At 67.6% G+C, this 24547-nt stretch carries 22 protein-coding genes; 13 read left to right on the top strand and 9 right to left on the bottom strand.

Annotated elements, in window-relative coordinates:
- Positions 1–228 precede the first annotated feature (228 nt).
- From pdhA to E5790_RS11590, 4 genes are read left to right on the top strand one after another with little or no spacing between them, the layout of a single operon-like run.
- On the top strand, positions 229–1311 hold the full coding sequence (gene pdhA, locus E5790_RS11605) for a pyruvate dehydrogenase (acetyl-transferring) E1 component subunit alpha (RefSeq protein ID WP_111205880.1): 1083 nt from the start codon (positions 229–231) through the stop codon (positions 1309–1311).
- The gene (locus tag E5790_RS11600) at positions 1304–2371 is read left to right on the top strand and encodes an alpha-ketoacid dehydrogenase subunit beta (RefSeq protein WP_005414714.1); all 1068 of its coding nucleotides are present in this window, start codon (positions 1304–1306) and stop codon (positions 2369–2371) included. Before pdhA ends, E5790_RS11600 begins: the two co-directional genes overlap by 8 nt.
- A 1-nt stretch (position 2372) precedes the next feature.
- Positions 2373–2726 (top strand): SH3 domain-containing protein, encoded by a 354-nt coding sequence (locus E5790_RS11595; RefSeq protein WP_012512332.1) that lies wholly within the window; start codon positions 2373–2375, stop codon positions 2724–2726.
- Positions 2723–4111 (top strand): dihydrolipoamide acetyltransferase family protein, encoded by a 1389-nt coding sequence (locus E5790_RS11590; protein WP_046432903.1) that lies wholly within the window; start codon positions 2723–2725, stop codon positions 4109–4111. The genes E5790_RS11595 and E5790_RS11590 overlap by 4 nt, the downstream gene beginning before the upstream one ends.
- Positions 4112–4234: 123 nt before the next feature.
- Here E5790_RS11590 and E5790_RS11585 read toward each other — a convergent pair whose 3' ends face one another.
- The 3 genes from E5790_RS11585 to E5790_RS11575 form a co-directional block, all read right to left on the bottom strand.
- Entirely contained in the window at positions 4235–4621 is a 387-nt protein-coding gene (locus E5790_RS11585; RefSeq protein ID WP_014648692.1) for a VOC family protein, read from the bottom strand.
- Positions 4622–4905: 284 nt separating this feature from the next.
- Entirely contained in the window at positions 4906–5613 is a 708-nt protein-coding gene (locus E5790_RS11580; protein WP_014648693.1) for a YafY family protein, read from the bottom strand.
- Positions 5613–6248 (bottom strand): NAD-dependent dehydratase, encoded by a 636-nt coding sequence (locus E5790_RS11575; protein ID WP_172617726.1) that lies wholly within the window; start codon positions 6246–6248, stop codon positions 5613–5615. Before E5790_RS11575 ends, E5790_RS11580 begins: the two co-directional genes overlap by 1 nt.
- Before the next feature lie 106 nt (positions 6249–6354).
- On the opposite strand from E5790_RS11575, the gene E5790_RS11570 reads away from it, so the two are divergent.
- Positions 6355–7893 carry a GGDEF domain-containing protein gene (locus E5790_RS11570; RefSeq protein ID WP_014648695.1) on the top strand — a complete coding sequence of 513 codons (1539 nt, stop codon included), beginning with the start codon at positions 6355–6357 and terminating at the stop codon, positions 7891–7893.
- A gap of 319 nt (positions 7894–8212) precedes the next feature.
- Here E5790_RS11570 and E5790_RS11565 read toward each other — a convergent pair whose 3' ends face one another.
- Positions 8213–9139: a DUF808 domain-containing protein gene (locus tag E5790_RS11565; protein WP_014648696.1), complete on the bottom strand. Its 927-nt coding sequence runs from the start codon at positions 9137–9139 to the stop codon at positions 8213–8215.
- Positions 9140–9350: 211 nt separating this feature from the next.
- Between E5790_RS11565 and E5790_RS11560 the strand changes: the two genes are divergently transcribed.
- Together E5790_RS11560 and E5790_RS11555 are read left to right on the top strand one after the other, a co-directional pair.
- On the top strand, positions 9351–10994 hold the full coding sequence (locus E5790_RS11560) for an AarF/UbiB family protein (protein WP_227863714.1): 1644 nt from the start codon (positions 9351–9353) through the stop codon (positions 10992–10994).
- A gap of 244 nt (positions 10995–11238) precedes the next feature.
- Complete coding sequence (locus tag E5790_RS11555) at positions 11239–13344, top strand: phosphoglycerol transferase I (protein WP_126411443.1); 2106 nt, start codon at positions 11239–11241, stop codon at positions 13342–13344.
- Between the two features lie 509 nt (positions 13345–13853).
- On the opposite strand, the gene E5790_RS11545 is transcribed toward E5790_RS11555, so the two are convergent.
- Positions 13854–16274, bottom strand: a complete 2421-nt coding sequence (locus tag E5790_RS11545; RefSeq protein ID WP_111205618.1) for a DUF3772 domain-containing protein — start codon at positions 16272–16274, stop codon at positions 13854–13856.
- A gap of 95 nt (positions 16275–16369) precedes the next feature.
- A complete protein-coding gene (locus E5790_RS11540) occupies positions 16370–16618 on the bottom strand; it encodes a hypothetical protein (protein WP_014648700.1) in 249 nt (82 codons plus the stop codon).
- A gap of 182 nt (positions 16619–16800) precedes the next feature.
- Here E5790_RS11540 and E5790_RS11535 point away from each other — a divergent pair, with 182 nt between their 5' ends.
- From E5790_RS11535 to E5790_RS11525, 3 genes are all read left to right on the top strand, one after another.
- Entirely contained in the window at positions 16801–17295 is a 495-nt protein-coding gene (locus E5790_RS11535) for a lipocalin family protein (protein ID WP_032958822.1), read from the top strand.
- Positions 17296–17308: 13 nt separating this feature from the next.
- Entirely contained in the window at positions 17309–18517 is a 1209-nt protein-coding gene (locus E5790_RS11530; RefSeq protein ID WP_049441947.1) for an FAD-dependent oxidoreductase, read from the top strand.
- A 126-nt stretch (positions 18518–18643) separates the two neighbouring features.
- Positions 18644–19123, top strand: coding sequence for a hypothetical protein (locus E5790_RS11525; protein ID WP_014038776.1), 480 nt, complete (start codon positions 18644–18646; stop codon positions 19121–19123).
- A gap of 83 nt (positions 19124–19206) precedes the next feature.
- On the opposite strand, the gene E5790_RS11520 is transcribed toward E5790_RS11525, so the two are convergent.
- Positions 19207–19641, bottom strand: a complete 435-nt coding sequence (locus E5790_RS11520; protein WP_032958820.1) for a PepSY domain-containing protein — start codon at positions 19639–19641, stop codon at positions 19207–19209.
- Between the two features lie 145 nt (positions 19642–19786).
- On the opposite strand from E5790_RS11520, the gene E5790_RS11515 reads away from it, so the two are divergent.
- From E5790_RS11515 to E5790_RS11505, 3 genes are read left to right on the top strand one after another with little or no spacing between them, the layout of a single operon-like run.
- Positions 19787–20077, top strand: a complete 291-nt coding sequence (locus tag E5790_RS11515; RefSeq protein WP_049403791.1) for a PepSY domain-containing protein — start codon at positions 19787–19789, stop codon at positions 20075–20077.
- The gene (locus E5790_RS11510) at positions 20077–20736 is read left to right on the top strand and encodes a response regulator transcription factor (protein WP_111205620.1); all 660 of its coding nucleotides are present in this window, start codon (positions 20077–20079) and stop codon (positions 20734–20736) included. Before E5790_RS11515 ends, E5790_RS11510 begins: the two co-directional genes overlap by 1 nt.
- Positions 20733–22052 carry a HAMP domain-containing sensor histidine kinase gene (locus E5790_RS11505; protein ID WP_111205621.1) on the top strand — a complete coding sequence of 440 codons (1320 nt, stop codon included), beginning with the start codon at positions 20733–20735 and terminating at the stop codon, positions 22050–22052. Before E5790_RS11510 ends, E5790_RS11505 begins: the two co-directional genes overlap by 4 nt.
- Positions 22053–22214: 162 nt before the next feature.
- On the opposite strand, the gene E5790_RS11500 is transcribed toward E5790_RS11505, so the two are convergent.
- Both E5790_RS11500 and speA read right to left on the bottom strand, forming a co-directional pair.
- Positions 22215–22535 (bottom strand): DUF6122 family protein, encoded by a 321-nt coding sequence (locus E5790_RS11500; protein ID WP_005411369.1) that lies wholly within the window; start codon positions 22533–22535, stop codon positions 22215–22217.
- A gap of 37 nt (positions 22536–22572) precedes the next feature.
- Entirely contained in the window at positions 22573–24462 is a 1890-nt protein-coding gene (speA, locus tag E5790_RS11495; protein ID WP_111205622.1) for an arginine decarboxylase, read from the bottom strand.
- Between the last annotated feature and the right edge of the window lie 85 nt (positions 24463–24547).

Below are 24547 nucleotides of genomic sequence, written 5' to 3'. Positions count from 1 at the left end.
GGGCCTGCGCGTGGAACCGATCGGGTCGTTGCGCCAGCGGTCAGCCAGAGGCGTATTCTGATGCTTTGCAGCAACGACTGAATACGTTGTTGTTATTGGCCCCCCACCCGCCGGCAGGGGTAAAACAGGGCGTTGCCGTGTTGCGGCGCAGGAAGGCTATTCCGTACGCGTTCCTTAACATGGCGATTCATATCATTTGTAACTTCTCTGTCGAAGGTGCAGTACGCAATGACGGTTGCCGCTGAATTCAAGATCGAATACCTGCAGTACCTGGATACGGACGGCAAACTCGTCCGCGATGACCTGCCCGCGTCGCTGCGCGACCCCCAGGTCCTGGTACCGCTGTTCAAGCAGATGCTGTTCGTACGTACGTTCGACAGCAAATCCATCGCACTGCAGCGCACCGGCAAGCTGGGCACCTATGCCGCCTGCCTGGGCCACGAAGCCGCGCACGTGGGTATCGGCGCGGCGATGCAGAAGGACGACGTGTTCGCGCCTTCATACCGCGAGTATGGCGCGATGTTCATGCGTGGCGTGCGCCCGCACGACGTGCTGATGTACTGGGGCGGCGACGAACGCGGCAACGATTACGGCGGCAACGCGGCCAAGGACTTCCCGTTCTGCGTGCCGATCTCCACCCAGTGCCTGCATGCCGCAGGCGCCGCGCTGAAGTTCAAGCTCAACAAGGAACCGCAGATCGCCGTGGCGGTGTGCGGCGACGGCGGCAGCTCCAAGACCGACTTCTACGCGGCACTGAATTCGGCCGGCGCCTACAAGCTCCCGCTGATCCTGTGCATCGTCAACAACGGCTGGGCCATCTCGGTCCCGCGTTCGGCCCAGACCGGTGCCGAAACGCTGGCGCAGAAGGGCCTGGCTGGCGGCCTGCACTGCCTGCAGGTGGACGGCAACGACCTGATCGCCGTGCTGGCTGCCATGGAGCAGGCGCGCGAACGTGCGCTGGCCGGCGACGGTGGCACCGTGCTGGAACTGATGACTTACCGCCTGTCCGACCACACCACCGCCGATGACGCGCGCCGCTACCGCGACGACGCCGAAGTGAAGGATGCCTGGCAGCGCGAGCCGATGCTGCGCCTGCGCAAGTACCTGATCAACGCCGGTGCGTGGAGCGAGGATGAGGAAAGCGCCTGGGTCGCCGAGTGCGGCAAGCGCGTGGACGAGGAAGTGAACCTGTACCTCAACACGCCGGTGCAGCCGGTCGAGGCGATGTTCGACTTCCTGTATGCCGATCCGCCGCCGGACCTGCTGGCCCAGCGTGCCCAGGCGATCGCCCTGGAGAAGCGCCATGGATGAGATCAAGAACGGCGCGCCCGGCGCGCACACCAACGCCGCCGACAGCGCTGCGGTCGCGCGCGGAGAAGAGAGCATGACCACCACCCCGATCACCCTCATCGAAGCCATCACCCAGGCGCTGGCCTGGGAGCTGGAACACGACCCGTCGGTGCTGGTGCTGGGCGAGGACGTGGGCGTCAACGGCGGCGTGTTCCGCGCCACCGCCGGGCTGCAGCAGCGCTTCGGCTCGGACCGCATCCTCGATACCCCGCTGGACGAAACCACCATCGCCGGCCTGACCATCGGCCTGGCCGCACAGGGCATGAAGCCGGTGGCCGAAGCCCAGTTCGACGGCTTCATGTACCCGATGGTCGACCATATCGTCTGCCACGCGGCACGCCTGCGTTACCGCACGCGTGGCCGCCTGCACTGCCCGATGGTGCTGCGCGTGCCGTGGGGCGGTGGCATCCGCGCGCCGGAACACCACAGCGAAGCCAACGAGGCGATCTTCACCAACGTGCCGGGCCTGCGCGTGGTGCTGCCGTCGTCGCCGCAGCGTGCCTATGGCCTGCTGCTGGCCGCGATCCGTGAGCCGGATCCGGTGATCTACATGGAGCCCAAGCGCATCTACCGCCAGTACAAGGAAGTGGTCGTCAACGACGGCGAAGCCTTGCCGCTGGACGTCTGCTTCGTGCTGCGCGACGGCACCGACGTGACCCTGGTGACCTGGGGCGCGCAGGTGAAGGAAGCGCTGGAAGCGGCGGACAAGCTGGCCGGCGAAGGCATCAGTGCCGAAGTCATCGACGTGGCCACGCTGCGTCCGCTGGACTTCGCCACCATCGCCGAATCGGTGGCCAAGACCGGCCGCTGCGTGATCGTGCAGGAGGCCCCGAAGACCGCGGGCTTCGGCGCCGAGATCGCCGCGCGCCTGGCCGAGGAATCGATCTACGACCTGCTGGCACCGGTCGAGCGCGTCACTGGCTACGACACCCACATTCCGCTGTTCCGCCTGGAAATGAAGTACCTGCCGAGCGTTGAGCGGATCGTGGCTGCGGCCAAGCGCGCGGTGGCGGCCGGCTGACATGCGGGCCCGCCTTCTGGGGGCTTACCGCAGCCAGTATCCCAACCCGCTCCGGTTCCGCACCGGCCAGATCGTCGAAGTAGGTGTCCGTGACGAGGAATGGCCGGCGTTTGCCTGGGTACGCACCAACGATGGGCGCGCTGGATGGGCGCCCATCGCCTGGTTGCAGCTGCTGGACGAGGGTCGCGCCGAAGCGCTGTGCGACTACGACGCCCGCGAGCTGGATGTGGAAAGCGGCGAGATGGTGAAGCTTCATCACGAACACGGCGGGTGGTGGTGGTCCGAGCGCGCCAATGGCGCGACGGGCTGGCTGCCGGCCCGCGAACTGGAACTGCTGGAAGAGAACTGCAAATGAGCCAGACCAAGAACTTCAACCTGCCCGACCTGGGCGAAGGCCTGCCGGACGCGACCATCGTCGAGTGGTTCGTCAAGGAAGGCGATGTGATCAAGCTGGACGAGCCGCTGGTGTCGATGGAGACCGCCAAGGCCGTGGTGGAAGTGCCCTCGCCGTTCTCCGGCAAGGTGCTGAAGCTGTCCGGCGGCGCCGGCGACATCATCCCGACCGGCTCGGTGCTGGCCAGCTTCGAACTGGACCCGAACCTGCCGCAGCGAGCCGATGGCCAGGACACCGGCCACAGCCATGGCCACGCTGCACCGGCGGCCGCACCGACCCCGCCGCCGCTGCCGGCTGCGGCCGCTCCGGTTGCCGCCGAGGAGGCCAAGCCCGCCGCGGCCGAGCGCGATGACGCCGGTACCGTGGTCGGCGCGATGCAGAGCTCCAATGCCGTGCATGCCGAACAGGCGCTGGCCGTCGGTGGCGTCAAGGCCGTGCCGGCCGTGCGTGCGATGGCGCGCAAGCTGGGCGTGGACCTGAGCCGCGTGGCCGCTACCGGCACCGATGGCGCGGTCACCATGGCCGACGTCAAGCAGGCTGCCGCCAACGGCAGCGCCAAGCTCGGCGCTGCTCCGGCACCGGTTGCCGCTGCTGCCTATGCCGCGCCGGCCCCGGCGCAGGTGTCTGCCCCGGTGCAGAGCGAAGCCCGCACCCCGCTGTCCGCCGCCGGCAAGCCGATGCGTACCCAGCCGCCGGGCGTGGTCGCCAAGGGCCAGCCGGAACCGCTGAAGGGCGTGCGCCGCAACATGGCACGCGTGATGGCCGATGCGCACAGCAAGGTCGTGCCGACCACGCTGAACGACGACGCCGACATCCACGCCTGGCTGCCGGGCAACGACGTCACCGCGCGCCTGGTGCGTTCGATCGTGGTCGCCGCGCAGAAGGTGCCGGCGATGAACGCCTGGTTCGACGGTGAAGCGCTGACCCGTACCCTGCACGCGCAGGTGGACATCGGCATCGCCGTGGACACCGACGACGGCCTGTTCGTGCCGGCCCTGCGCAACGCCGACATGCTCGACGCACGCGGCATCCGCGAAGGCGTCAACCGCCTGCGCGAGCAGGTGGAATCGCGTTCGATCGCGGCGTCGGAACTGAGTGGCTACACCATCTCGCTGTCCAACTTCGGCATGTTCGCCGGCCGCTACGCGACCCCGGTCGTGGTGCCGCCGTGCGTGGCCATCGTCGGTGCCGGCCGTGCCCGCCACCAGATGACCCCGGTGATGGGCGGCGTGGAAGCGCACAAGGTGATCCCGCTGTCGGTCACCTTCGACCACCGCGCAGCCACGGGTGGTGAAGCTGCCCGCTTCCTGCGCGCGATGATGGACGACCTGGCACTGGCCAGCTGATCGGCCACCTGACCGGTGGGTGCCAACCGTTGGTTGGCACATGACTTGGAGAGAACGCCGGGCATTGCCCGGCGTTTTTTTTCCGGCATCCACGCATGGCGTGGATCTACACAATGCGGGCGATCAATCGCGCGCGACCATGCCTTCGGCGCGGCTGTACACACGCAGCCGGTGGCCATCAGGGTCGGCACCGACGAAGGTGTGGCCGAACTCCAGCGTCACCGGCGACTGCAGGATCTGCACGCCGAGCCCACGCCACGCATCGTGCATCTGCTGCACGGCCTCGGGGTTTGCGACCACCATCGCCAGTTCGGCGGCGCCTGCCTGCGCAGACACCGGCGGTTGCACGTCATCGCGTTGCCACAGGCCGAGTGCGGCGCCATCGCCGAGCAGGAACAGGGCGAAGCCAGGCGACTGCTCGACCGGCGGTTTGCCGAGGATGCCGCTGTAGAAGGTGGCGCTGGTGGCGACGTCGCGCACGTACTGCAGCAGGGTGCTGGGCGTGAACATGGGGAAGCTCCGTTGTTGGGAGCGATCATGGTGGTACGGCCCTGCTGACAGATTCTGTCAGTAGCGGCGAGCGTGCTCTACTGCCGTCGCTCCTGCCCTGGTAGAGGTCGAGCTTGCTCGACTGCCGTTGCCACTGCCCTGGTAGAGGTCGAGCTTGCTCGACTGCTGTTCGCGAAGATCAAAGGCGGTCGAGCAAGCTCGCCCCCTACCAGGAGCAAAGTGCGAAGGCCGCCCTCCCCCAGAGGCAGGAAGCAGAACGCAGCAGCAGTCGAGCAGGCCCGACGCTACGAACGATCCAGCCAGTCCGGCGCGATGCCCTGCGCCTTCTGCCAGCGCCGCAGCAGCGTGGCGCGTGGTACGAGGTAGTGCTCCTCCAGCACGCGCACCTGGCGGATGCGATCCAGGCGGAAATGGCGAAAATCCTCGCGGCGCTCACACCACGCCGCAAGCATCGGCACCTCATCGAAGTAGCCCAGCGCGAACGGCCAGACGATGCGCTCGCTGCGCTGGCCGTGCGCGTCCTCGTAGCCGAACTTCAGGCGCTGCTGTGAACCGACAGCCTCTCGCACGGCCTGCAGACGAGCTGGGGGAACCTTGGCCGCCGCACGCGAAGGGCCCACCCGCAGGCCACTGTCACGCAGGGCCTCGCGCCGCGCTGCGGGCAACACATGGGCGATACGCGCCAGGGCATCGCGTGCGGCTTCGGCCAACGCGGGTTCGGTACGGGCCGCAACCCAGCGCAGGCCCAGCACCAGTGCGTCGATCTCGGCCGGTGGCAGGGTCATCGGCGGCAGGGTATCGCTCGGCGTCAGCTGGTAGCCGACGCCGGCCTCGCCGCGCAGGTCGGCGCCCTGCTCGCGCAGGGTTTCGATATCGCGGTACAGCGTGCGCAGGCTGACTCCCAGCGCGTCGGCCAGCACCTGGCCGGCCACCGGCCGCCGATGGCGGCGCAGCAGCTGTTGGAGCTGGGTCAGGCGCAGCGCACGCGACATCAGCCGGCCAGTGCGCTCGATGCCACCACGTGCTCACCCGGTTGCGGGGCCAGCGCGGCCTCGACCAGCGCCTTGGCGATCTCGCTGGCCGGGTTGATCCGCCACGCCCGTGGCAGTACCGGCCCCAGCACGCCCAGCACCTTCAGCGCGAGACGCTCACCGCGCCGCACCTCGTTGCGCTCGCCACCGATCAACCCTGGGCGGACCAGGGTCAACGAGGTGAAGCCCAGCGCGCGCAGATCGCGCTCCAATTCACCCTTCACCCGGCTGTAGAAGATCGACGACCGCGGATCGGCACCGGCTGCGGAATTCAGCACATAGGTCTGCGCACCCTTCGCCTGCGCCAGACGGGCGAACGCCAGCGGGTAATCATGGTCGATGCGATGGAAGGCCTCGCGGCTGCCAGCCTGGGCAATGGTGCTGCCGAGCGCGCAGATGACCGCGTCCACGCCCGCCCACCCGGCGGCGGCGGGCAGCGCATCGAAGGCCAGTACCGGGTTCTCCAGCTTCCCGTGGGCTGCGCCCAACGGGCGACGGGTCGGGGCGATCACGGCGCTGCAGCGCGGGTCGTCCAGCAGCCGGGGCAGGGTCAGCCCACCGACCAGGCCGGTCGCCCCCAGCAACATCACGCGCATCACCACCTCCACTGCGGCATCCTGTCGCCCATCCTAGCCGTTCAAGCCGTCGGCGGCCGCGCCGATATGCTGGAACCAGTCCCTGCCAGCCCCCAGGATTCGCTCCATGACGGACCAGCCCGACCACCGCCCTGCCCCCGGTACCGCCCTTGGGCCGCCGGCACGCGTGCGCGCGGTGGTGGACGATGGGCTGGGCGACCGCGTGGTGCTGCAGGGCGGCGGTGGCGTGGCGCTGCAGCAGCTGTTCGCAGGCGCCGACGCGCCGGAACCGCTGCTGGCCGCGTTCGCCAACGGCATGGCCACCCTGCCCGGCGAGCTGGGCGACATGGGCGACCGCCTGCAGTCGGCGCAGGCCAGCGCCGATTGGCCGCGCTACGGGCGCGCGATGCGGCAGTTGATCGACAAGTACATCCGCACCATCGAACAGCATTCGCCGGATGGGCAACCCGAAAGCCTGCGCCTGTCCGAGCAGCTGCGGCTGCTGCTGGGCGGCGCGGTGGTGGCGCTGCTGCAGCACGACCCGGACCTGCGCGAACAGGCGCAGGCACTGGCCATGCACCTGCGCCAGTGGCAGCCAGGCACGGCGCTGGAACCGATCGAGCAGGGCGTGCGCGAACTTGGCCACCAGGTCGGCGTGCGTGCCGAGAGCTGGCAGGAGCAGCAGGCGCTGCTGCTGGAGCTGTTCGCGCTGCTGCTGGAGAACGTGAGCGAGCTGCTGGATGACCGCAGCTGGCTGCAGGGCCAGATCGCCGCGGTGCGCCAGCTGCTGGACGGGCCGTTGGAAGCTGAGGCGGTCGAGCGCACCCGCGCCGAACTGCGCGAAGTGATCTACAAGCAGGGCCTGCTGCGCCAGGGCATCGACGATTCGAAGGCGGCGATGCGCGGGCTGATGGGCGAGTTCATCGAGCGCATGGATGGCATGGCCACCAGCACCGGCGAATACCACGATCGCATCGGCAGCTATGCGCTGCAGCTGCGCGAGGCGCGCAGCATCGCCGACCTCAACCAGCTTCTGCAGGACGTGATGCGCGACACCGGCAAGGTGCAGCAGCAGGCCGCGCAGGCGCGCGATCACCTGGCCAACGCACGGCAGGAAGTGGAGCGTGCCGAGCAGCGCATCGCCGAGCTGGAGCAGGAACTGCGCGCGGCCGGTGACCTGGCACGCATCGATCCACTGACCCAGGCGCTGAACCGCCGTGGCCTGGACGAACTGCTGCAACGCGAGCTGGCCCGTGCCGCACGCAACAACTCGCCGCTGGGCGTGGCGGTGATCGATCTGGATGATTTCCACCAGACCAACGATGCACATGGTCATGCCGGTGGCGACGCACTGCTGCAGCACCTGGTGGCCGTCTGCAAGCTGCTGCTGCGCGCCACCGATGGCATCGCGCGGCTGGGCGGCGACGAGTTCGTACTGGTGCTGCCGGAAACCCAGGGCGCCGACAGCATGGCCACGGTGCAGCGCCTTCAGCGTTCACTGGCGCATCGCGTGCTGACCGTGCAGGACCGGCGCGTACCGGTGCATTTCAGTGCCGGGCTGGCGCAATGGCAACCCGGCGACGACACCGAAACCCTGCTGCGGCGCGCGGACGACGCGCTGTATGCCGCCAAGCGGCAGGGCAAGAACCGCGTGCAGGCAGGCTGACCGTCCGGCCCGCAGCAAACTACGTTGGTAGGTGCCAACCTTGGTTGGCACACGCAGAAACAAAGCGCCGACCAAGGTCGGCCTCTACCCGGCGACCCGCCGGCGATGATCCCGACCACCCTGAACCGCTTTGGTAGGTGCCAACCTTGGTTGGCACACGCAGGAAACAAAGCGCCGACCAAGGTCGGCCTCTACCGGGGAACCCGCCGGCGACGATGCCGACCACCTTGAACCGCTTTGGTAGGTGCCAACCTTGGTTGGCACGCGTGGGAAACAAAGCGCCGACCAAGGTCGGCCTCTACCGGGAACCTGCCGGCGACTACTTGCCGCGCAGCTTCTGGAACCCGGTCACCGCCGCCAGCACGATGGCGCCGGCGATGATGCCCACCACCATGTTGCCCGCCGCGCTGACCAGCCAGCCCCACTGGCCCTCGCCGCCCAGCGCCTGTACTGCGTGGTGCAGCGCCGGCACGTTGTGCACCAGGATGCCGCCGCCGACCAGGAACATGGCAATGGTGCCGGCCACCGACAGGAACTTCATCAGCCACGGTGCCGAGGCGACCAGGCCGCGACCGAAGGCGGCAACAGCCCCACCCTTGCGCGACAGGTACAGGCCCACGTCATCCAGCTTGACAATGCCCGCCACCAGCCCATAGACGAAGACCGTCATCGCCAGTGCAACCACGGCCAGCGTGACCAGCTGGTTGGTGAACGATGCGGTGGCGACCACGCCCAGGGTCAGTACGATGATCTCGGCCGAAAGGATGAAGTCGGTGCGGATCGCACCCTTCACCTTGTCCTTCTCCCACGCGACCATGTCCACCTGCGCGTCGGCCAGCGCCTTGCGGCGTTCGGTCTGGCGCTCGGCATCGTCGTCGGCCGAATGCAGGAAGCGGTGCGCCAGCTTCTCCACGCCCTCGAAGCACAGGAAGGCACCACCGATCATCATCAGCGGCACGATCAGGGGCACGTTCCAGCCGCGGCTGTGCAGCCAGGCTTCCAGCGCACTGATCGCCAGGGCCGCCGGCACCAGGATCACCTTGTTGACCAGCGAGCCCTTGGCCACCGCCCACACCACCGGCAGTTCGCGGTTGGCGTTGACCCCGGTGACCTGCTGCGCGTTCAGCGCCAGATCGTCACCGAGCACGCCGGCGGTCTTCTTCGCGGCGACCTTGGTCAGCACCGAGACATCGTCGAGCAGGGTGGCGATATCGTCGAGCAGGGCGAACAGGCTGGCACCGGCCATGGGGCGTCCAAGAAAGGGAATAGGCGGATTCTGACCGATCCGGTGTGGACTGCGGAAGACACCGGGTTCACCGCATGCCCACCGCCCCCCGGCGACACTGCGGAATCCGGACATTGCCGGCCCGCAGCCGGCGCTACCTGTCTTCGTCGCATGGGAGTCCCGCTTGAGCAATCCGTCCGCCGCCAATGGCAATCCCCCGCTGGTCAAAGGCATGAGCCGGCGCAGCCAGATCCTGCGCCTGCTGATGCGCTACCGCCATTCGGGCGTGTTCTCGGGCATGAACCTGGATGCGGCAAGCAACCAGGCCGACGTGCCCGCCGACGGCAATCCGGAACAGTTCGTCAGCGACCTGGAAGCGTTGGGGCCGACCTTCGTCAAGCTGGGCCAGATGCTGTCCACGCGGCCGGACATGGTGCCGGTGGAGTTCGCCACGGCGCTGGAGCGCATGCAGGAGAAGGTGGCGCCGATCCCGGTCGAGCGCATCCACGCGATCATCGAGCAGGAACTGGGCGTAGGGGTGAACAAGCTGTTTGCCTCGTTCGATCCCGAGCCGTTGGGCTGTGCTTCGATCGCGCAGGTACATCGCGCGGTGCTGCACGATGGCCGCCAGGTGGCGGTGAAAGTGCAGAAGCCCGAAGTGGCCGCACAGCTGCGCTCGGACCTGGAGGCACTGCGCAGCTTCGCGCTGGCCGCCGATCACCTGACCCAGGTCGGACGCCGCGTGCGCCTGCGCGACTGGCTCAACGAGTTCGCCAAGACCCTGATGCAGGAGCTGGATTACCACGCCGAGGCCGAGAACCTGGCGCGCTTCGGACGGCACCTGCGGCCGTTCCGCCGGTTGTGGGTGCCGCAGCCGATCTGGGACTACAGCAGCCAGCGCGTGCTGACGATGGAGCTTGCCACCGGCGTGCGCGTGGATGCGATCTCCGGCGTACGCCGCACCGAGCAGGACATGGACCCATTGGCGGCGGCGCTGATCCGCGGCTACCTGGACCAGATCTTCGTGCATGGCGAGATCCATGCAGACCCGCACCCGGGCAACCTGCGGGTGATGCCCGACGGCCGGCTGGCGATCTTCGACCTGGGCATGGTCGCGCACATGCCGCCGCGCCTGCGCGAGCGTCTGCTGAAGATCCTGTTCGCGGCGGTCGACGGCCGTGGCGAGGAAGTGGCCGATGACCTGATCAGTATCAGCACGCGGCTGGAGGCCTTCGATGAAGAGCGCTACCTGCGCGAAACCGGTCAGCTGATCGCGCGCTATGCGGCCAGTGGCAGCTTCTCCGAAGGCCGCGTGGTGCTGGACATGGTGCGCATCGCCACCGCCTGCGGCCTGCGCACGCCGCCGGAACTGAGCCTGCTCGGCAAGGCCCTGCTCAACCTGGAAACCGTGTGCCGGCTGCTGGCGCCAGAGCTGGACACGCGCCGCATCGTCGAGCGCCAGCTGCAGCACGTGATGCGTGCGCGCCTGAAGAAGTCGCTGTCTGCAGCCAACATCGCCAGCGAGGCGATGGAGCTGCAGCAGCTGCTGCGTGATGGGCCGCGCAAGCTGTCGGACATCATGGCGCTGCTGGCCGAGAACCGCCTGCAGATGAAGGTCACCGGCCTGGAAGAATCGCGGCTGATGGAGAACCTGCAGAAGATCGCCAACCGCGTGGCGGCCGGCATCATCAGCGCCGCATTGATCATGGCCGCCGCGATGATGATGAGGATCGACACCGGCTGGCACCTGTTCGGTTACCCGCTCATCGCCCTGATCCTGTTGTTCATCGGCGTGGTGCTCGGCCTGGGCATCGTAACCAGTGCATTGCTGTTCGACCGTCGTGCGCGGGCACGCGAAGAACGCGGGCATCGCTAGCGCATCGACGAAAACGCCCGTATTCATGCAGTTTTTAATGCAATCCAGCTACCCCTTTCACGCTCGTTTTACCTTCTGAGCGCGATTACGCGCGCGTCATTTCAACAAACATTTCAGTCAGGTTCGTGCATGCACTATCGGGTCATCGGCCTGTCACATGCATGTGCTTGCGGCAGCGCCGGTCGGATGGACACGCGTCGGTACGACGTCCATCACCACCACCCCGTCACTGCCGAAGCTGCCTATGCTCTGGATACTGCTGCTGTCGTTGTTGCTGTTGTGCTGGTTGTTCCTCGCGTCCGACAAGTGGGTGTGGTGGAAGGCCGGCGCGTTCTCGCTGCTGCTGCTGATGCTCAGCGCGTGGTGGCTGATCGACAAGCTGTCCGGTGATGGGCTCAATGCCGCCACCCTGTACCACCTCGGCGCCGACATGGAAGGTGCCGGTGTCTCCGACTTCAAGGGCTACATCGCCGGCTTCATCGTGTTGGCGCTGGTCTCGCTGCTGCCACTGTTCGCCACACGGGTGAAGCGCTGGCGCCGGCCCGGCCACGGTGGCGCGTTGTTCGCCGGTTTCGCGGCCGTGTGGGTGGCCACGATCATGATCAGCCCGCTGGCCCGTGACGGCCAGCGCCTGTACCAGCAGCTGCGCCCGGTCGACTTCGCCCGCATCGCCCCTGAGTACCAGGTGCCGACGCAGCCGCTGCAGCGCCCGCGCAACATCGTCTGGATCTACGGCGAAAGCCTGGAACGCACCTATCTGGACGAGGCCGTGTTTCCCGGCCTGATGCCCAACCTCAACCGCCTGGCGTCCGAGTCGCTGGACGTGCGTGGGCTGGCCTCGGCCGAAGGCAGCGGCTGGACCATCGCCGGCCTGGTGTCGTCGATGTGCGGCGTGCCGCTGACCACCTCGCAGGGCGATGAAAACAGCATGGACCGCATGGGCAGCTTCCTGCCCAAGGCGGTCTGCCTGGGCGACTACCTGAAGCAGCAGGGCTACACCAACCATTACCTGGGCGGTGCCAACGGCCAGTTCGCCGGCAAGGGCCAGTTCCTGGCCAGCCACGGTTTCGATGAAGTGCACGACCTGGCATGGTTCAAGCAGCAGAAGAAGATCGGCCGCATCCACTACTCGGCCTGGGGCGTGCACGACGACGTGCTGCTGGATACCGCCTACCAGCGCTTCGAGCAGCTCTCGCGTGCCGGTTCACCGTTCATGCTGACCACGTTGACCATGGACACCCACCACCCGGCGGGCCACCTGCCGGTATCGTGCAAGGGCGAGCGCTACCAGAGCCAGTACGGCAACATCAACATGCTCAACGCGCTCAAGTGCAGCGACCGGCTGATCTCGCAGCTGGTGCAGCGCATCCAGGCCAGCCCGTACGGCAAGGACACGCTGATCGTGATCGCCTCCGACCACCTGGCGATGCCCAACGATCTGACCCACATCCTGACCCGGCAGAAGCGCGAGAACCTGCTGCTGTTCCTGGGCGATGGCATTACCCCGCAGCAGCTCAGCGCCGACGCCGGCACCACCCTGGATTCGGGTGCCACCCTGCTCAGCCTGCTGGACCCGAACCTGAAGACGATGGGCTTTGGCCGCTCGTTGATCGACAGCCAACGCGCACCCAGCGCCAGCGTGGCGGCCCGGCGCGATGGTGGCCGCGACTACCCGCAGTACCTGGCCTTCGCCCGCTCACTGTGGCTGGGCGAACCGACCCGCGAACTGAAGATCGATGGCGATGACCAGGTAGTAGTCGGCCTGCAGCACGTGCAGCCGCCGGTGCTGCTGGAGTACGACAAGGACTGGGGGCTGAAGTCGGTCTACCTGGAGAACACCTCGCGCCAGTTCGATGACGCGGATCCGGACAACACGCTGGCCTATGTTGATCGCTGCACCGCATTCGAGGACGGCTCGGCCGACGGCGACTGGTGTGCGCTGCTCGTCAACCGCGACAACGGCATCAAGCTGTACCGCGACAACGACCTGCGCGGTGGCATCGCGGTCGATGCACCGCTGGACGCATTCCAGGGCCCGCGCCCGAGCGTGCGCCAGGCGCACATGATCACCCAGAAGGGCCGCCGCACCCGTGCCGGCCAGTACATGCTGCAGCTGGTGGCGAGCACGCGCCCGGATCGCGGTTTCTGGATCGAGGCGGTGTCCTCGCAGCGCAAGGTGGTGCTGGCCCAGCAGTGGGTGCAGCCCGATGCCGACGGCAAGATCAACGTGTCGTTCGGGCTGGACCACGAAGTGGATGATCTGGAGATCCGCGCGTGGTTGAACCATGCCGAGAAGCTGGCGGTGGATACGTTCGCACTGGTGCCCTCGCGCAGCCGACCACGGGGGTAGGGTTTTGCAGGGCTGCGCCCTGCACCCGTGGTAGTGCCGGCCGCTGGCCGGCAACCTCAGAAGCAACGGCAACAGCGTGCAATCCGTGGTTTGGCGGGGCGGTGTCGACCTTGGTCGACACACTCTGTCAGATATCGAAAATCAAGATGGGGTCAGATCCGTTTTCCTCCGGAAAACGGATCTGACCCCAAGAGCATTTCCGACAGATCGCGGGAAACTGTCGAAGGCGGGGTGGGTCCGGTCGCGGGAGTGTCCGCGGCATGGATGCCGCGGCCAAGCCCCCATGGGTGAGGGCGCTTTGCTTGCGAAGCACTGCTTCGCAAGCGCCCGAACGCACAGCCGCCAGCGGCTGAGCCGGCCTGGGGGTTTACGGCGTCTCCCGCAACCGGACCCACCCCGCCATCCCGCAGGAAATCAGCTGTTGCTGTTGCTGTTGCTGTTGCTGTTGAAGTTGCCGGCCAGCGGCCGGCACTACCGCGGGTGCAGGGCGCAGCCCTGCAAAACAACCCCTACTCCTGCGGGTCGCGGATGATGTGGATGTCGGTCGGGGTCGACAGCGGAATGTTACGCTCGGCCAGGATCTGCAGCAGGCTGAAGTACAGATCGCTGCGGGTTGCATACACCTGCCGCGGGCTGGCCACGTACGCGAAACTGTTGATGGTGATCTGGCCACCGGCAATGCTGTCGATGTAGACCGTCGGCGCCGGCTGCTTCAGCACGTTGGTGTGCGCGGTGTACGCATCCAGCAGCGCCTGCCGCAGGTTGCCGACATCAGTGCTGGGCGGCACCGCGAACTGGATCTGGATGCGGCCCTGGTTGTTGCCCATCGTCATGTTGCGCACGGTCTTGGTGACCAGCTCGGAGTTGGGCACGATCAGCGTCGACTTGTCGCCCACCTGGATCTCGGTCGATCGCAGGCTGATGCGGCGGATGTCGCCCTCCTGGTCACCCAGCTTCACCCAGTCGCCGATCTTCACCGGGCGCTCGGCCAGCAGGATCAGGCCGGAGACGAAGTTCTGGGTGATCACCTGCAGGCCGAAGCCAATACCCACCGACAGTGCGCTGACCAGCAGGGCCAGCTTGCTCAGCTGCAGCCCCATCGCCGACAGCGCCCAGATCACCGCGATGATGATGCCCACGTATCGGGCAACGGTGCTCACCGAATTGCGCGCGCCCAGGTCCAGCTCGGTCTTGGGCAGGTAGGTGTCGGTCAGCCAGCGCTGCACCAGCTGGGTGATCGCCAGGCCGGCCAGCAGCGCCAGTACCGCCAACACGATCCCCGCCGGTGCCAGCTTGGTGCCACCGATATCGAATCCGGTCGTGAACAGTGAAGTGAAGCGCTCCACCACCGCGCCGATGTTGCCGAACGGTGCCACCAGCGCCAGCAGCGCGATCAGTACGACGATGGTACGCAGCGCTGCCGACAGCAGCACGCCCGCCTGTTCCAGCCGCGATACGCTCAGGCCGGTGCTGAGCAGGATGGTCTGGCCGACCTTGCTGTCGGCGTTGAGCATCCACGTGCTCAGGTCATCGACGAACTTGAACAGCAACGTCGCGGCCAACACCACGATGCTGCCGCCGATCAATTGCTGGTTCACGAACTTGGCGAAATTCAGGTAGCCCAGCAATGTGGCAATGATGGCGGCCACCACCGCGATGTTGCCCGCTACCCGGGCCAGTACCAGCCAGCTGCTGCGGCGCACCGGCGTGGCTGCACCCACGCCATCGGCCTGCGCTTCCAGCTTGGCCTCGGCCTCGGCGGTCTGCCGGCGATGCAGGCGCGCCAGGGTCACCAGCATGGCCATGATCAGGCCGAGGTAAGTCAGCGCAATCAGTCCGTCCAGCGCCACCGTGGTGACGTCGCTGGTGCGCGTGGCCTGGTCCAGGGCCACCAGCACCGTGCTCAGCCAGGCCAGCGCCGCCGCGCCCCAGGCGTATTTGCGCAGCTTCAGCGCGGCGGTGTCGTCCAGGTTCAACAGCCGCCATGACGGGCGCTTGGGCACCAGCAGGCAGGCGCTGAGTGCGGCGATGAAGGCCGCGCGGAACGTTGCGGTCTCCAGGCCGTCGGCCACCACCTGCAGGCGCGGCGCGATCGCATCGATGGCATCCAGCGCCGCCATCAGCACCACCACGGCGTAACCGGGCAGCAGCGTGCCCACCAGCAGCAGCCACATGGCCAGGCCGGACCGGCGCAGTCGACCATCAGGCGCACGTTCGGACGCAGCAAAACGGCGCCCCAGCCTGCGCAGCCACAGCCGCAGTGGGAACATCATCACCAGCGCGGCCAGCAGGCCCAGCAACGGCGTGCCCCAGCCATGGGCGCGGATACCGGCGACCAGCGCATCGCGGCCCTGCCCGGCCAATGGCGCAACCCGCGCGATATCGATCGGCAGACGCTCGGCCACCTTGCTCCACAGCGCGGGCGACAACGGCGAGGCCACCTTCTGGCCCAGTTCTTCCGTGCGTTGCGCGGCTCGCTGCTGCTCGATGTCCGCCGCCAGCTGCTGCGCACGCACGGCACTGGCCTTGGCCTGCACCACCGAAGCGGCCAGGCCGTCACGCTGTTTGGTGAGGGTGCGCCGTTGCGCCGCCAGCTCCGGCGGCTCAGCGGCCCCTTCTGCCGGCGTTCCCAGCTGCGCCAGCTGTTCGTTGAGTCGGTCCAGCTGCGGCTGCAGCGCCTTTTCCAGCGCCTCGGCATCGCGCCGTGCCTGCGAGGCATTCTCGGACAGCATCGCCAGCGTCTCGGTGGCTTCTGCATCGCCACGCTTGCGCTCCACATCCTTCAGGCTGGAATCGATATCCGCCAGCTGCTGCTTCGGCGTGGGGTCCTCATCCTGCGCCAGCACCGGCGCGGACAGCAGGAAGGCGGTGCACAGCAGCAGGACCCACCAGGGCCCCCGTGCACGGATCGATCGCAGGAAAGAAGACACGCAGCCACACCGGTTCGCGCGGACCACCGCGCCTGCGCGCGACTATACGGCAGAGCCGGTCAAGGCCGGATGGGCGGCCCCGCCAGCGTCGCGCATCAGTACTTCAGGCGAAGCTCTTCCACCGTCGGCTGCTGCAGCGCATACCAGTCCTGGAACTCTTCCTCGGTGATCTCATCGGGCGCGTACACCGCCACCGGGTGCCAGTCGTGGTCGGTCGGCAGCGGCTGGCGCGGGCCGGCGCGCAGGCTGTAACTCACACCTTCGTAGTCGACCAGTTCGTCGACCTGCGGCCACTGTTCGCGCGCGAACGCAGATTCACTCTTCAACAGGATCACCTGGTACATCGGCACCTCCACCTCGGTTGGATCAGGAAAACACGGCGCTGGCGGCAGGATACCCCCAGGCCGGTGACAACGGGCGCTCCGCCGGGGCGATGGAACGTTCTGGACACGGCCATCGCCCCGGCTTCACCCGCCCATGGCAAGGCCATCGGCATCGTGGAGGCCCACCCCTGCCACGACCGCCGATGACCGAGCACCCGCCGCTGAAAACCGTCGCCGACCTCAAGCTGCCGCGCTACCTGGGCACCTGGTACGAGATCGCACGCCTGCCGATGCGCCACGAGCCGGAAGGCTGCACCGACGTATCGGCGCACTACACCCTGCTCGACAACGGCAACGTCGGCGTCACCAACCGCTGCCGCATGGACGGCGAGATCGAAGAGGCCACCGGCGAGGCCTGCGCTGTCGACAACGACAGCGCGCGGCTGGAGGTCAGCTTCCTGCCCAAGGGCCTGCGCTGGCTGCCGTTCGCCAAGGGCGACTACTGGGTGATCCAGATCGCCCCGGACTACAGCGTGTCGCTGGTCGGCAGCCCGGATCGCAAGTACCTGTGGCTGCTGGCGCGCGAGCCGCGCCTGGACGCGACCGTGCAGGACCATTATCTGGCGGCGGCCCGCCTGCAGGGCTTCGATCTGTCCGAACTGATCCAGACGCCACATACCGGCAAACCCACAGCCTGAGCCCCACGCACGCATGGACCTGAAAAGCGGTTACCCGTGGTGGGCCGTACGCAACGGACTGATCCAGGCGTTCCCCCCGCTGGAGAAGGATCTGCGCTGCGATGTGCTGGTGGTCGGTGGCGGCATCACCGGCGCGCTGATTGCCGACGAGCTGTCCCACCATGGCCATGACGTGGCCGTGATCGAGCAGCGTGACATCGGCTGGGGCAGCACGGCGGCCAGCACCGCGCTGCTGCAGTACGAGATCGATACCCATCTGCTCGAACTGGCCGAACGCTACGGGCAAGACGCCGCAGCACGGGCGTACCGGGCCTGCGCGGAGGCAATCCCGGCACTGGGCGAAGTGGCACGCGGGTTGAAGGACGTGGATTTCCAGCGCATGGACAGCCTGTACCTGGCCAGCCGCCATCGCGACGTGCCGCGCCTGATGGCCGAAGGTGAGGCGCGGCGCAGCATCGGCCTGGATGCCCGCTGGCTGGACCGCGAAGCGCTTCGCGAGCGTTTCGACGTGGATGCCGGCGGCGCCCTGCTGACCCGCCAGGCGGCGCGGGTCGATCCCTACTGTCTCACCTACGGCCTGCTCAAACGAGTGCGCCGCCGCGGCGGCCATGTGCACGACCGCACCGTGCTGCACACGCTCAAGCCTGGCGCGCAGGGCGTCACCGCGATGACCGAGGCCGGCGCCTCGGTCCGTGCCCGCCACGTGGTCCTGGCCATGGGCTATGCCAACCAGACGTGGCTGGAACAGCGGGTTGCGCGCAACCGCAGCAGCTATGCCTTCATCACCGATCCCATCGAAGCGGACGTGCTCGGCAGGCTGCGCAACACGATGGTGTGGGAAAGCGCCCGCCCGTACCTGTACCTGCGCGCCACCGGCGACCGCCGCCTGCTGGTGGGTGGGCTGGACGACGCCATCGATATCCCCGCCCGGCGCGACCGGCGCGTTGATGGCAAGGCCGGCAAGCTGATGAAGCAGCTGCGGCACTGGTTCCCGCGACTGGATCCGATACCCGCCTTTTCCTGGGCCGGCACCTTCGCCGAAACCGCCGACGGCCTGCCCTTCTTCGGCCCGCACGCGCAGTGGGGACCGCGGGTCCATTTCGCCATGGCCTACGGCGGCAACGGCATCACTTATTCGATGATCGGCGCCCAGCTGCTGCGGGCCCGGATCGAGCGGCGCAGGCATGCGCTGGAATCGCTGTTCGGGTTCGAACGGTTGTAGCGTGCAGCCAGGCATGACCTGGCTCTACCGCAAGCGGGCGCCGACAGGCATCATTCAAGCAACCCCTGCTAGCGTCGGCCTGTACCGCCGCGTGTTGCGTGGCCACCTGTCCGCTGGAGCGCCGTCATGATCCGCCCCCTGACCCTGCTGCTGTGCCTGGCCCTGCCGGGAACCGTGCTGGCCCAGTCCGCCGCTGGCGCCACTGCGCCGCAGGCTGCCGGCCTGGACTTGACGCTGCCGCAGGCGCCGATGCGCTACCTCAACGACCCGGCCCTGCAGCAGGACCCGCCCGGCACCTATTACGGTGACAAGAGCGGCCCGCGCGTGCACGACGATGCGAAGATCGCCGACGTGACCGACGACAAGGTCAAGGTGTCCGGCAGCTTCACCACCGGCATCGGCTATTCGAAGAACGGCGGCAACAGCCACTACAACGCGGCCACGCTGAACCTGAGCAAGAACTACACCACCGATGAAGGCAAGACCCACGGGGTCAACCTCAACATCCACGTGAGTGAGGGCAAGGGCCCGGGCTTCTTCGGCCCGTATGGCGGCTACTACGGCCGCGGGCCGGGCTGGGATTACCCGCCGCCGTACGGCTGGTAAGCCAGCCCCTGTAGAGCCGAGCCCATGCTCGGCTACGGTTGGCCGCAAAGCCGAGCATGGGCTCGGCTCTACAGAGGCCAACGTCAATCCAGCCAGCCATCGCGCTCGCTGTGCAGGATGCGGCCATCATGACCGCTCAGGCGCACCTCTACCTTCTGGTTGCGGGCATTGCGGGCTTCCAGCGACCAGGTCGCACCATCGCGTTCCAGCGAATGGATCTCGCGCAGGCCATGCGACTGCGCCCGTGCCAGCACCTGCTCGGTAGTCAGCAGCGCGCGGCCGCTGTGCTCATCGAAGATCTCGCCGGTCTTCGGGTCAACGTAGACCTCGCTGAAGCGGCCATCGGCGCGGCTCACGTCAGCCTCCCACAGGCCATCATCGCGTTCGATCTCGTGGATCTGGGTGTAGCCGGCCTTGCGCAGGGTCTGTTCAACCTGGGCCATGCCCAGCGGCGCGGCCTGTACGGCCGGCGCGACGGCGAGCAGGGCAACAGTGGCGAGGGTGAGCGACTTCAACATGGGGGTTCTCCTGTTCGTGGCCGGACCATCCCGGCAACGCCACGATGCATGGCCCGGTTAACAGCGCCGTAGCCGTGGCTGTTAGCCGGCTGTTAGTCATCCCCGCCACACTCGTGCCTGTACCCCTCTCTCTTTCGTTACCCGCATGCTCGCCACCCTGCCCCTGCTGCTGGCCCTGGCCAACGCCCCGACCGCCGCCGCGCCCCTGCAGGACCCGGCGCAGCAGGTCGCGCGTCGCGCCGTGCAGCAGGGCCGCTACGTGCCGCTGGAGAGCGTGGTGCGCGATGCGCTCAAGCGCTACCCCGGCCAGCTGCTGGAAGTGGAGCTGGACGACGGCGTCTACGAAGTGGAGATCCTGCGCGGCGACGGCGTGGTGGTGGAGCTGGACTATGATGCGCGCAGCGGAAAGCTGCTGAAGACGGAGCTCGACGACTGATGCGCATCCTGTTGGCCGAAGACGATGCCGCACTGGCACAGCGCCTGGTGCCCCTGCTGGAACAGGCCGGCTATGTGGTGGCGGTGGTCGCTGACGGCCGCGAGGCCGAAGAAATCGGGCAGATCGAAGACCTCCAGGCCGCCATCGTCGACCTCGGCCTGCCCGGGCTGGACGGGCTGAGCGTGATCGAGCGCTGGCGCGGCAACGGCCGCAGCTTTCCGGTGCTGGTGCTGACCGCGCGCGGGCGCTGGCACGACAAGCTGGCCGGCTTCGATGCCGGTGCCGACGATTACCTCACCAAACCCTTCCAGGCCGATGAGCTGGTGCTGCGCCTGCGCGCCCTGATCCGCCGCAGCCATGGCCACGCCAGCCCGCGCCTGCACTGCGGCCCGCTGCAGCTGGACGTCAACGCCGGCCGCTTCGAGCTGGATGGACAGGCGCTGCCACTGAGTCCGCAGGAATTCCGCCTGCTCAGCTACTTCATCCACCACAGCGGCCAGGTGATCGGCCGCGACCGGCTGGGCGAGCAGGTGTTCGACGGCGGCCACGACCCGGACTCCAACGCACTGGACGTGCTGCTCGGACGCGTGCGCCGCAAGCTCGGCATCGACCTGATCCAGACCGTGCGCGGCCAGGGCTGGCGGCTGGCCGAGCCATGAACCGGCAACCGTCGCTGCGGCGGCGCCTGCTGCTGGCCGGCGGCGTCGGGCTGCTGCTGGTCTCGCTGCTGGCCAGCGCTCTGCTGGGCGAGCTGTTCAAGCGCAGCGCGCGCGACCGCCTCGACCACGAACTGCAGCAGGACATGCTGACCCTGCTGTCACAGGCCGAAGTGGACCCGGACGGGCAGTTGCGCCTGCGCCAGGAACCCAATGATGCGCGCTTCCAGCGCGTGTTTTCCGGTGCCTATTGGCAGATCGCCGGTGCCGATGGCCGCGTGCTGCTGCAGTCGCGCTCGCTGTGGGATGAAACCCTGCCGGCGAAGGCCGCCGGGCCGGCCACGCGCAATCTGCCCGGGCCGCTGCAACAATTCCTGCGTGCACGCGTGCAGCAGGTGCGCCTGCCACGCGCCAGCGAACCGTTCGTGGCCGTGGTCGCCACCGACCGCAGCGCGCTGGATGCCGATGTTGCCGCGTTCCGCAAGCGCACCGCCATCGCACTGGGCGTGCTGGTCGCGGCGTGGCTGGCGGTGCTGGCCAGCCAGGTGCACTTCGGCCTGCGCCCGCTGCATCGCCTCGGTGCGCAGCTGGAACGGGTACGTCGCGGCGATGCGCAGCGCATCGACACACAGGGACTGGGCGCGGAGGTCGCACCGCTGGGTGAGGAACTCAACGCGCTGCTGGACCACCAGCAACGCATGGTCGCGCGTGCGCGCACCAGTGCACAGGATCTGGCGCACGCGCTGAAGACTCCACTGAGCGTATTGGCCACCGAAGCTGACAGCGACGGCACGCATTGGCGTGCCACCGTGCGCGAGCAGAGTGCGCGCATGCAGGCCAGTGTTGACCGTTACCTGGCTGCAGGACTGGCTGCCGACCATCGCCAGCGCACCGACGTGGCGGCCGTCGCACAGGCGATGTGCCGGCTGATGGCACGCGTGCATGGCGAACGTGGCATCACGTTCACGGCGGCAGGCATCGATCCGGCGCTGCAGTTCGCCGGCGCCAGTGCGGATCTGGAAGAGATGCTGGGCAACCTGCTGGACAACGCCGGGCGCTGGGCGCAACAGCAGGTCACTGTCGAAGCGGAAACCAGCGAAGGGCAGCTACGCATCGAAGTGCGCGACGATGGCCCCGGCCTGGCCGCAGACGCGCTGGAACGGGTCACCCAGCGTGGTGTGCGGCTGGACGAGCGCGAAGGCAGCAGCGGGTTGGGCCTGGCGATCGTGGGCGATATCGCTGCCAGCTATGGCGGGCGGTTGCAGCTGGAGAATGCGCAGCCGGGCCTTCGTGCGACGTTGTGGTTGCCGGTGGCGTGACGCGGCCAACCCAACGGTGGGTAGTGCCGGCCGCTGGCCGGCAGCCACGTGATCACCGGGAACACCCAGCGGAAGCCGGCCAGCGGCCGGCTCTACCGAGCGCCAATCCGACCGGTCGCCGTGCCCCGGTAGGTGTCGACCTTGGTCGACACGCACCAAGCATCAACGGTGATGCATCCACCAGCAATCAATCGCGTCCAGCACGATGTGGATGATCAGACCGATACCGAACAACCGCGTTTTCTTCGGCACGCACAGCCCGGCATAGACCGCGATGGCCGGTGCGGTGTGCAGCGGGTGGAACCCGATGCTGCAGCGATTCGGTGCGTAGATCGGATCGGCCAGCAGATGATCCAGGTCGATGATCCAGCCCAGCAACATCAGCAGCCAGGCCGAGGCGAAGCGCTTGCGCCAGAACAGCCATGCCAGCAGGGCTGGCACGGCGGCATGCAGGAACAGGTGGAAGATCGCGCGCGCGCTCATCGGCAACGGTGGCACCGGGCGGGCCCGGTGCCGTCCATCACACCAGCGGTTCGTCGGACAGGTAGGTATAACCGGTCAGCCCGGCTTCCAGCGCTTCCGACAGCTCCTGTGCGCGTTCCGGCGACAGCTGCGCCGCGGCCACGCGCTGCGCATAGGTGGCACGCAGTTCGTCCAGGCGATAGCCCACGTAATCCAGCATCACGTCGGTGGTGTCGCCGCGGCGCTGCTGGGTGATGGCATAGCCATCGGCGTCGGCCAGCACTTCAACCGCGTCGGTATCGCCGAACAGGTTGTGGATGTCGCCCAGGATTTCCTGGTAGGCACCGACCATGAAGAAGCCGATGCGGTAACTCTCGCCCGGATTCATCCTGTGCAGCGGCAGCGAACTGTCCAGGCTCTCGTTCTCGACATAGGTCTCCACCATGCCGTCGGAGTCGCAGGTCATGTCGGCGATGATGCCGCGGCGGTCCGGGGCTTCATCCAGGCGCTCGATCGGCACGATCGGGAACACCTGGTCGATCGCCCACACGTCCGGGATCGATTCGAACACGCTGAAGTTGACGAAGTACTTGTCGACCAGGCGCTCGTTCAGTTCGTCCAGCACCGGGCGATGACTCTTCTCGTCGTAGCTCAGGCGCGCACGCACGCCGTGGGCGATGGCGTAGAACAGGTCGTCGATGCGCGCACGCTGCGGCAGGTCGATCTGGCCCAGCGCGTAGCTGGCCAGGCCTTCGGCATGGAAATGCTGCGCCTCCTGGAACAGTTCCACCGCCGGGCGCACGTCCAGCTCGTCGTGGATCTCGCGCAGGTGGCGGATCGCTGCCGGCTCGTCGTCGTGCTGGTCCGGCACGCGGCCTTCCTGCGCTTCTTCCACTTCCGACACATTGGCGATCAGCACCGCGTGGTGCGCGGTCATTGCGCGGCCGCACTCGGTGACGATGCGCGGCGGGGTCAGGCCGAATTCCTCGCAGGCGTTGGCCAGCGGCTGCACGATGTTGCTGGCGTAGGAATGCAGGCCGTAGTTGATCGAGCAGAAGCTGCGCGAACGGGTGCCTTCATAGTCCACGCCCAGGCCACCGCCCACGTCGACGTGGGTGATCTTCGCGCCCAGGCGCGACAGCTCCACGAAGTACCGGGTGGCTTCGCGCATGCCGTTGGCGATGTCGCGCACGTTGGAGATCTGCGAGCCCATGTGGAAGTGCAGCAGGTTCAGGCAGTCGGCGTACTCGGTGTCACGCAGCGACTTCCACAGGTCCAGCAGCTGGCGCGGCGACAGGCCGAACTTGGCCTTGTCGCCACCGCTGTTCTGCCACTTGCCGGCACCCAGCGAGGCCAGGCGCATGCGCACGCCCAGGCCCGGCTTCACGTCCAGCGCCTTGGACTCTTCCAGCACCAGCTTCAGCTCGGACGGCTTCTCGATGACGATGAAGGTCTGCAGGCCCAGCTTGCGGCCGATCAGGGCCAGGCGGATGTACTCGCGGTCCTTGTAACCGTTGCAGACGATCAGGCCACCCGGGCGCGACAACGCCAGCACGGCCATCAGTTCGGGCTTGCTGCCCGCTTCCAGGCCGAAGCCTTCGCCGTGGTGGCTGGCCAGGGTGCCGGCCACGCCGCGGGTCTGGTTGACCTTGATCGGGTACACGGCGGTGTAGCCGCCGCTGTACTCCCAGTCCTGCTGGGCCTGGGCGAAGGCCGCCTGCAGCTTGCCCAGGCGCTGGCCGAGGATGTCCGGGAAGCGCACCAGCAGCGGCAGCTTGGCACCGGCCGCGCGCGCAGCGTCCACCACCTTGGGCAGCGATACCACCGGGCCGTCCGCCCCGGTCGGTCTCACCACCATGTGCCCGGCCTGATCCACGTCGAAGTAACCGTCCGCCCAATGCGGGATCGAGTAGGTCTTGCGGGCTTGGTCGAGGGACCAATCGGTCATTTCAGTCGGCCTTGTTGGCAATAAAAGGGGGGGGCATGATAACGCCTATATGCCCACAGGTTCGTTATCATGCGCGCCCGCGCCC

The organism is Stenotrophomonas sp. PAMC25021 (assembly GCF_004795795.1).
Lineage (GTDB): Bacteria > Pseudomonadota > Gammaproteobacteria > Xanthomonadales > Xanthomonadaceae > Stenotrophomonas > Stenotrophomonas muris.
Note: the sequence above shows the minus strand (reverse complement) of the source record. Positions and strands in the feature narration are given on the sequence as shown.

Coding starts and splice junctions, on each gene's coding strand:
- E5790_RS11580 (WP_014648693.1), bottom strand. CDS start 5,613: ATGTCGCGTGCGCTGCGCCTGACCCAGCTCCAACAGCTGCTGCGCCGC.
- E5790_RS11510 (WP_111205620.1), top strand. CDS start 20,077: ATGCGCATCCTGTTGGCCGAAGACGATGCCGCACTGGCACAGCGCCTG.
- E5790_RS11525 (WP_014038776.1), top strand. CDS start 18,644: ATGATCCGCCCCCTGACCCTGCTGCTGTGCCTGGCCCTGCCGGGAACC.
- speA (WP_111205622.1), bottom strand. CDS start 24,462: ATGACCGATTGGTCCCTCGACCAAGCCCGCAAGACCTACTCGATCCCG.
- E5790_RS11505 (WP_111205621.1), top strand. CDS start 20,733: ATGAACCGGCAACCGTCGCTGCGGCGGCGCCTGCTGCTGGCCGGCGGC.
- E5790_RS11565 (WP_014648696.1), bottom strand. CDS start 9,139: ATGGCCGGTGCCAGCCTGTTCGCCCTGCTCGACGATATCGCCACCCTG.
- E5790_RS11600 (WP_005414714.1), top strand. CDS start 1,304: ATGGATGAGATCAAGAACGGCGCGCCCGGCGCGCACACCAACGCCGCC.
- E5790_RS11530 (WP_049441947.1), top strand. CDS start 17,309: ATGGACCTGAAAAGCGGTTACCCGTGGTGGGCCGTACGCAACGGACTG.
- E5790_RS11560 (WP_227863714.1), top strand. CDS start 9,351: ATGAGCCGGCGCAGCCAGATCCTGCGCCTGCTGATGCGCTACCGCCAT.
- E5790_RS11570 (WP_014648695.1), top strand. CDS start 6,355: ATGACGGACCAGCCCGACCACCGCCCTGCCCCCGGTACCGCCCTTGGG.
- E5790_RS11585 (WP_014648692.1), bottom strand. CDS start 4,621: ATGTTCACGCCCAGCACCCTGCTGCAGTACGTGCGCGACGTCGCCACC.
- E5790_RS11515 (WP_049403791.1), top strand. CDS start 19,787: ATGCTCGCCACCCTGCCCCTGCTGCTGGCCCTGGCCAACGCCCCGACC.
- E5790_RS11590 (WP_046432903.1), top strand. CDS start 2,723: ATGAGCCAGACCAAGAACTTCAACCTGCCCGACCTGGGCGAAGGCCTG.
- E5790_RS11500 (WP_005411369.1), bottom strand. CDS start 22,535: ATGAGCGCGCGCGCGATCTTCCACCTGTTCCTGCATGCCGCCGTGCCA.
- E5790_RS11540 (WP_014648700.1), bottom strand. CDS start 16,618: ATGTACCAGGTGATCCTGTTGAAGAGTGAATCTGCGTTCGCGCGCGAA.
- E5790_RS11575 (WP_172617726.1), bottom strand. CDS start 6,248: ATGCGCGTGATGTTGCTGGGGGCGACCGGCCTGGTCGGTGGGCTGACC.
- pdhA (WP_111205880.1), top strand. CDS start 229: ATGACGGTTGCCGCTGAATTCAAGATCGAATACCTGCAGTACCTGGAT.
- E5790_RS11555 (WP_126411443.1), top strand. CDS start 11,239: ATGCTCTGGATACTGCTGCTGTCGTTGTTGCTGTTGTGCTGGTTGTTC.
- E5790_RS11535 (WP_032958822.1), top strand. CDS start 16,801: ATGACCGAGCACCCGCCGCTGAAAACCGTCGCCGACCTCAAGCTGCCG.
- E5790_RS11520 (WP_032958820.1), bottom strand. CDS start 19,641: ATGTTGAAGTCGCTCACCCTCGCCACTGTTGCCCTGCTCGCCGTCGCG.
- E5790_RS11595 (WP_012512332.1), top strand. CDS start 2,373: ATGCGGGCCCGCCTTCTGGGGGCTTACCGCAGCCAGTATCCCAACCCG.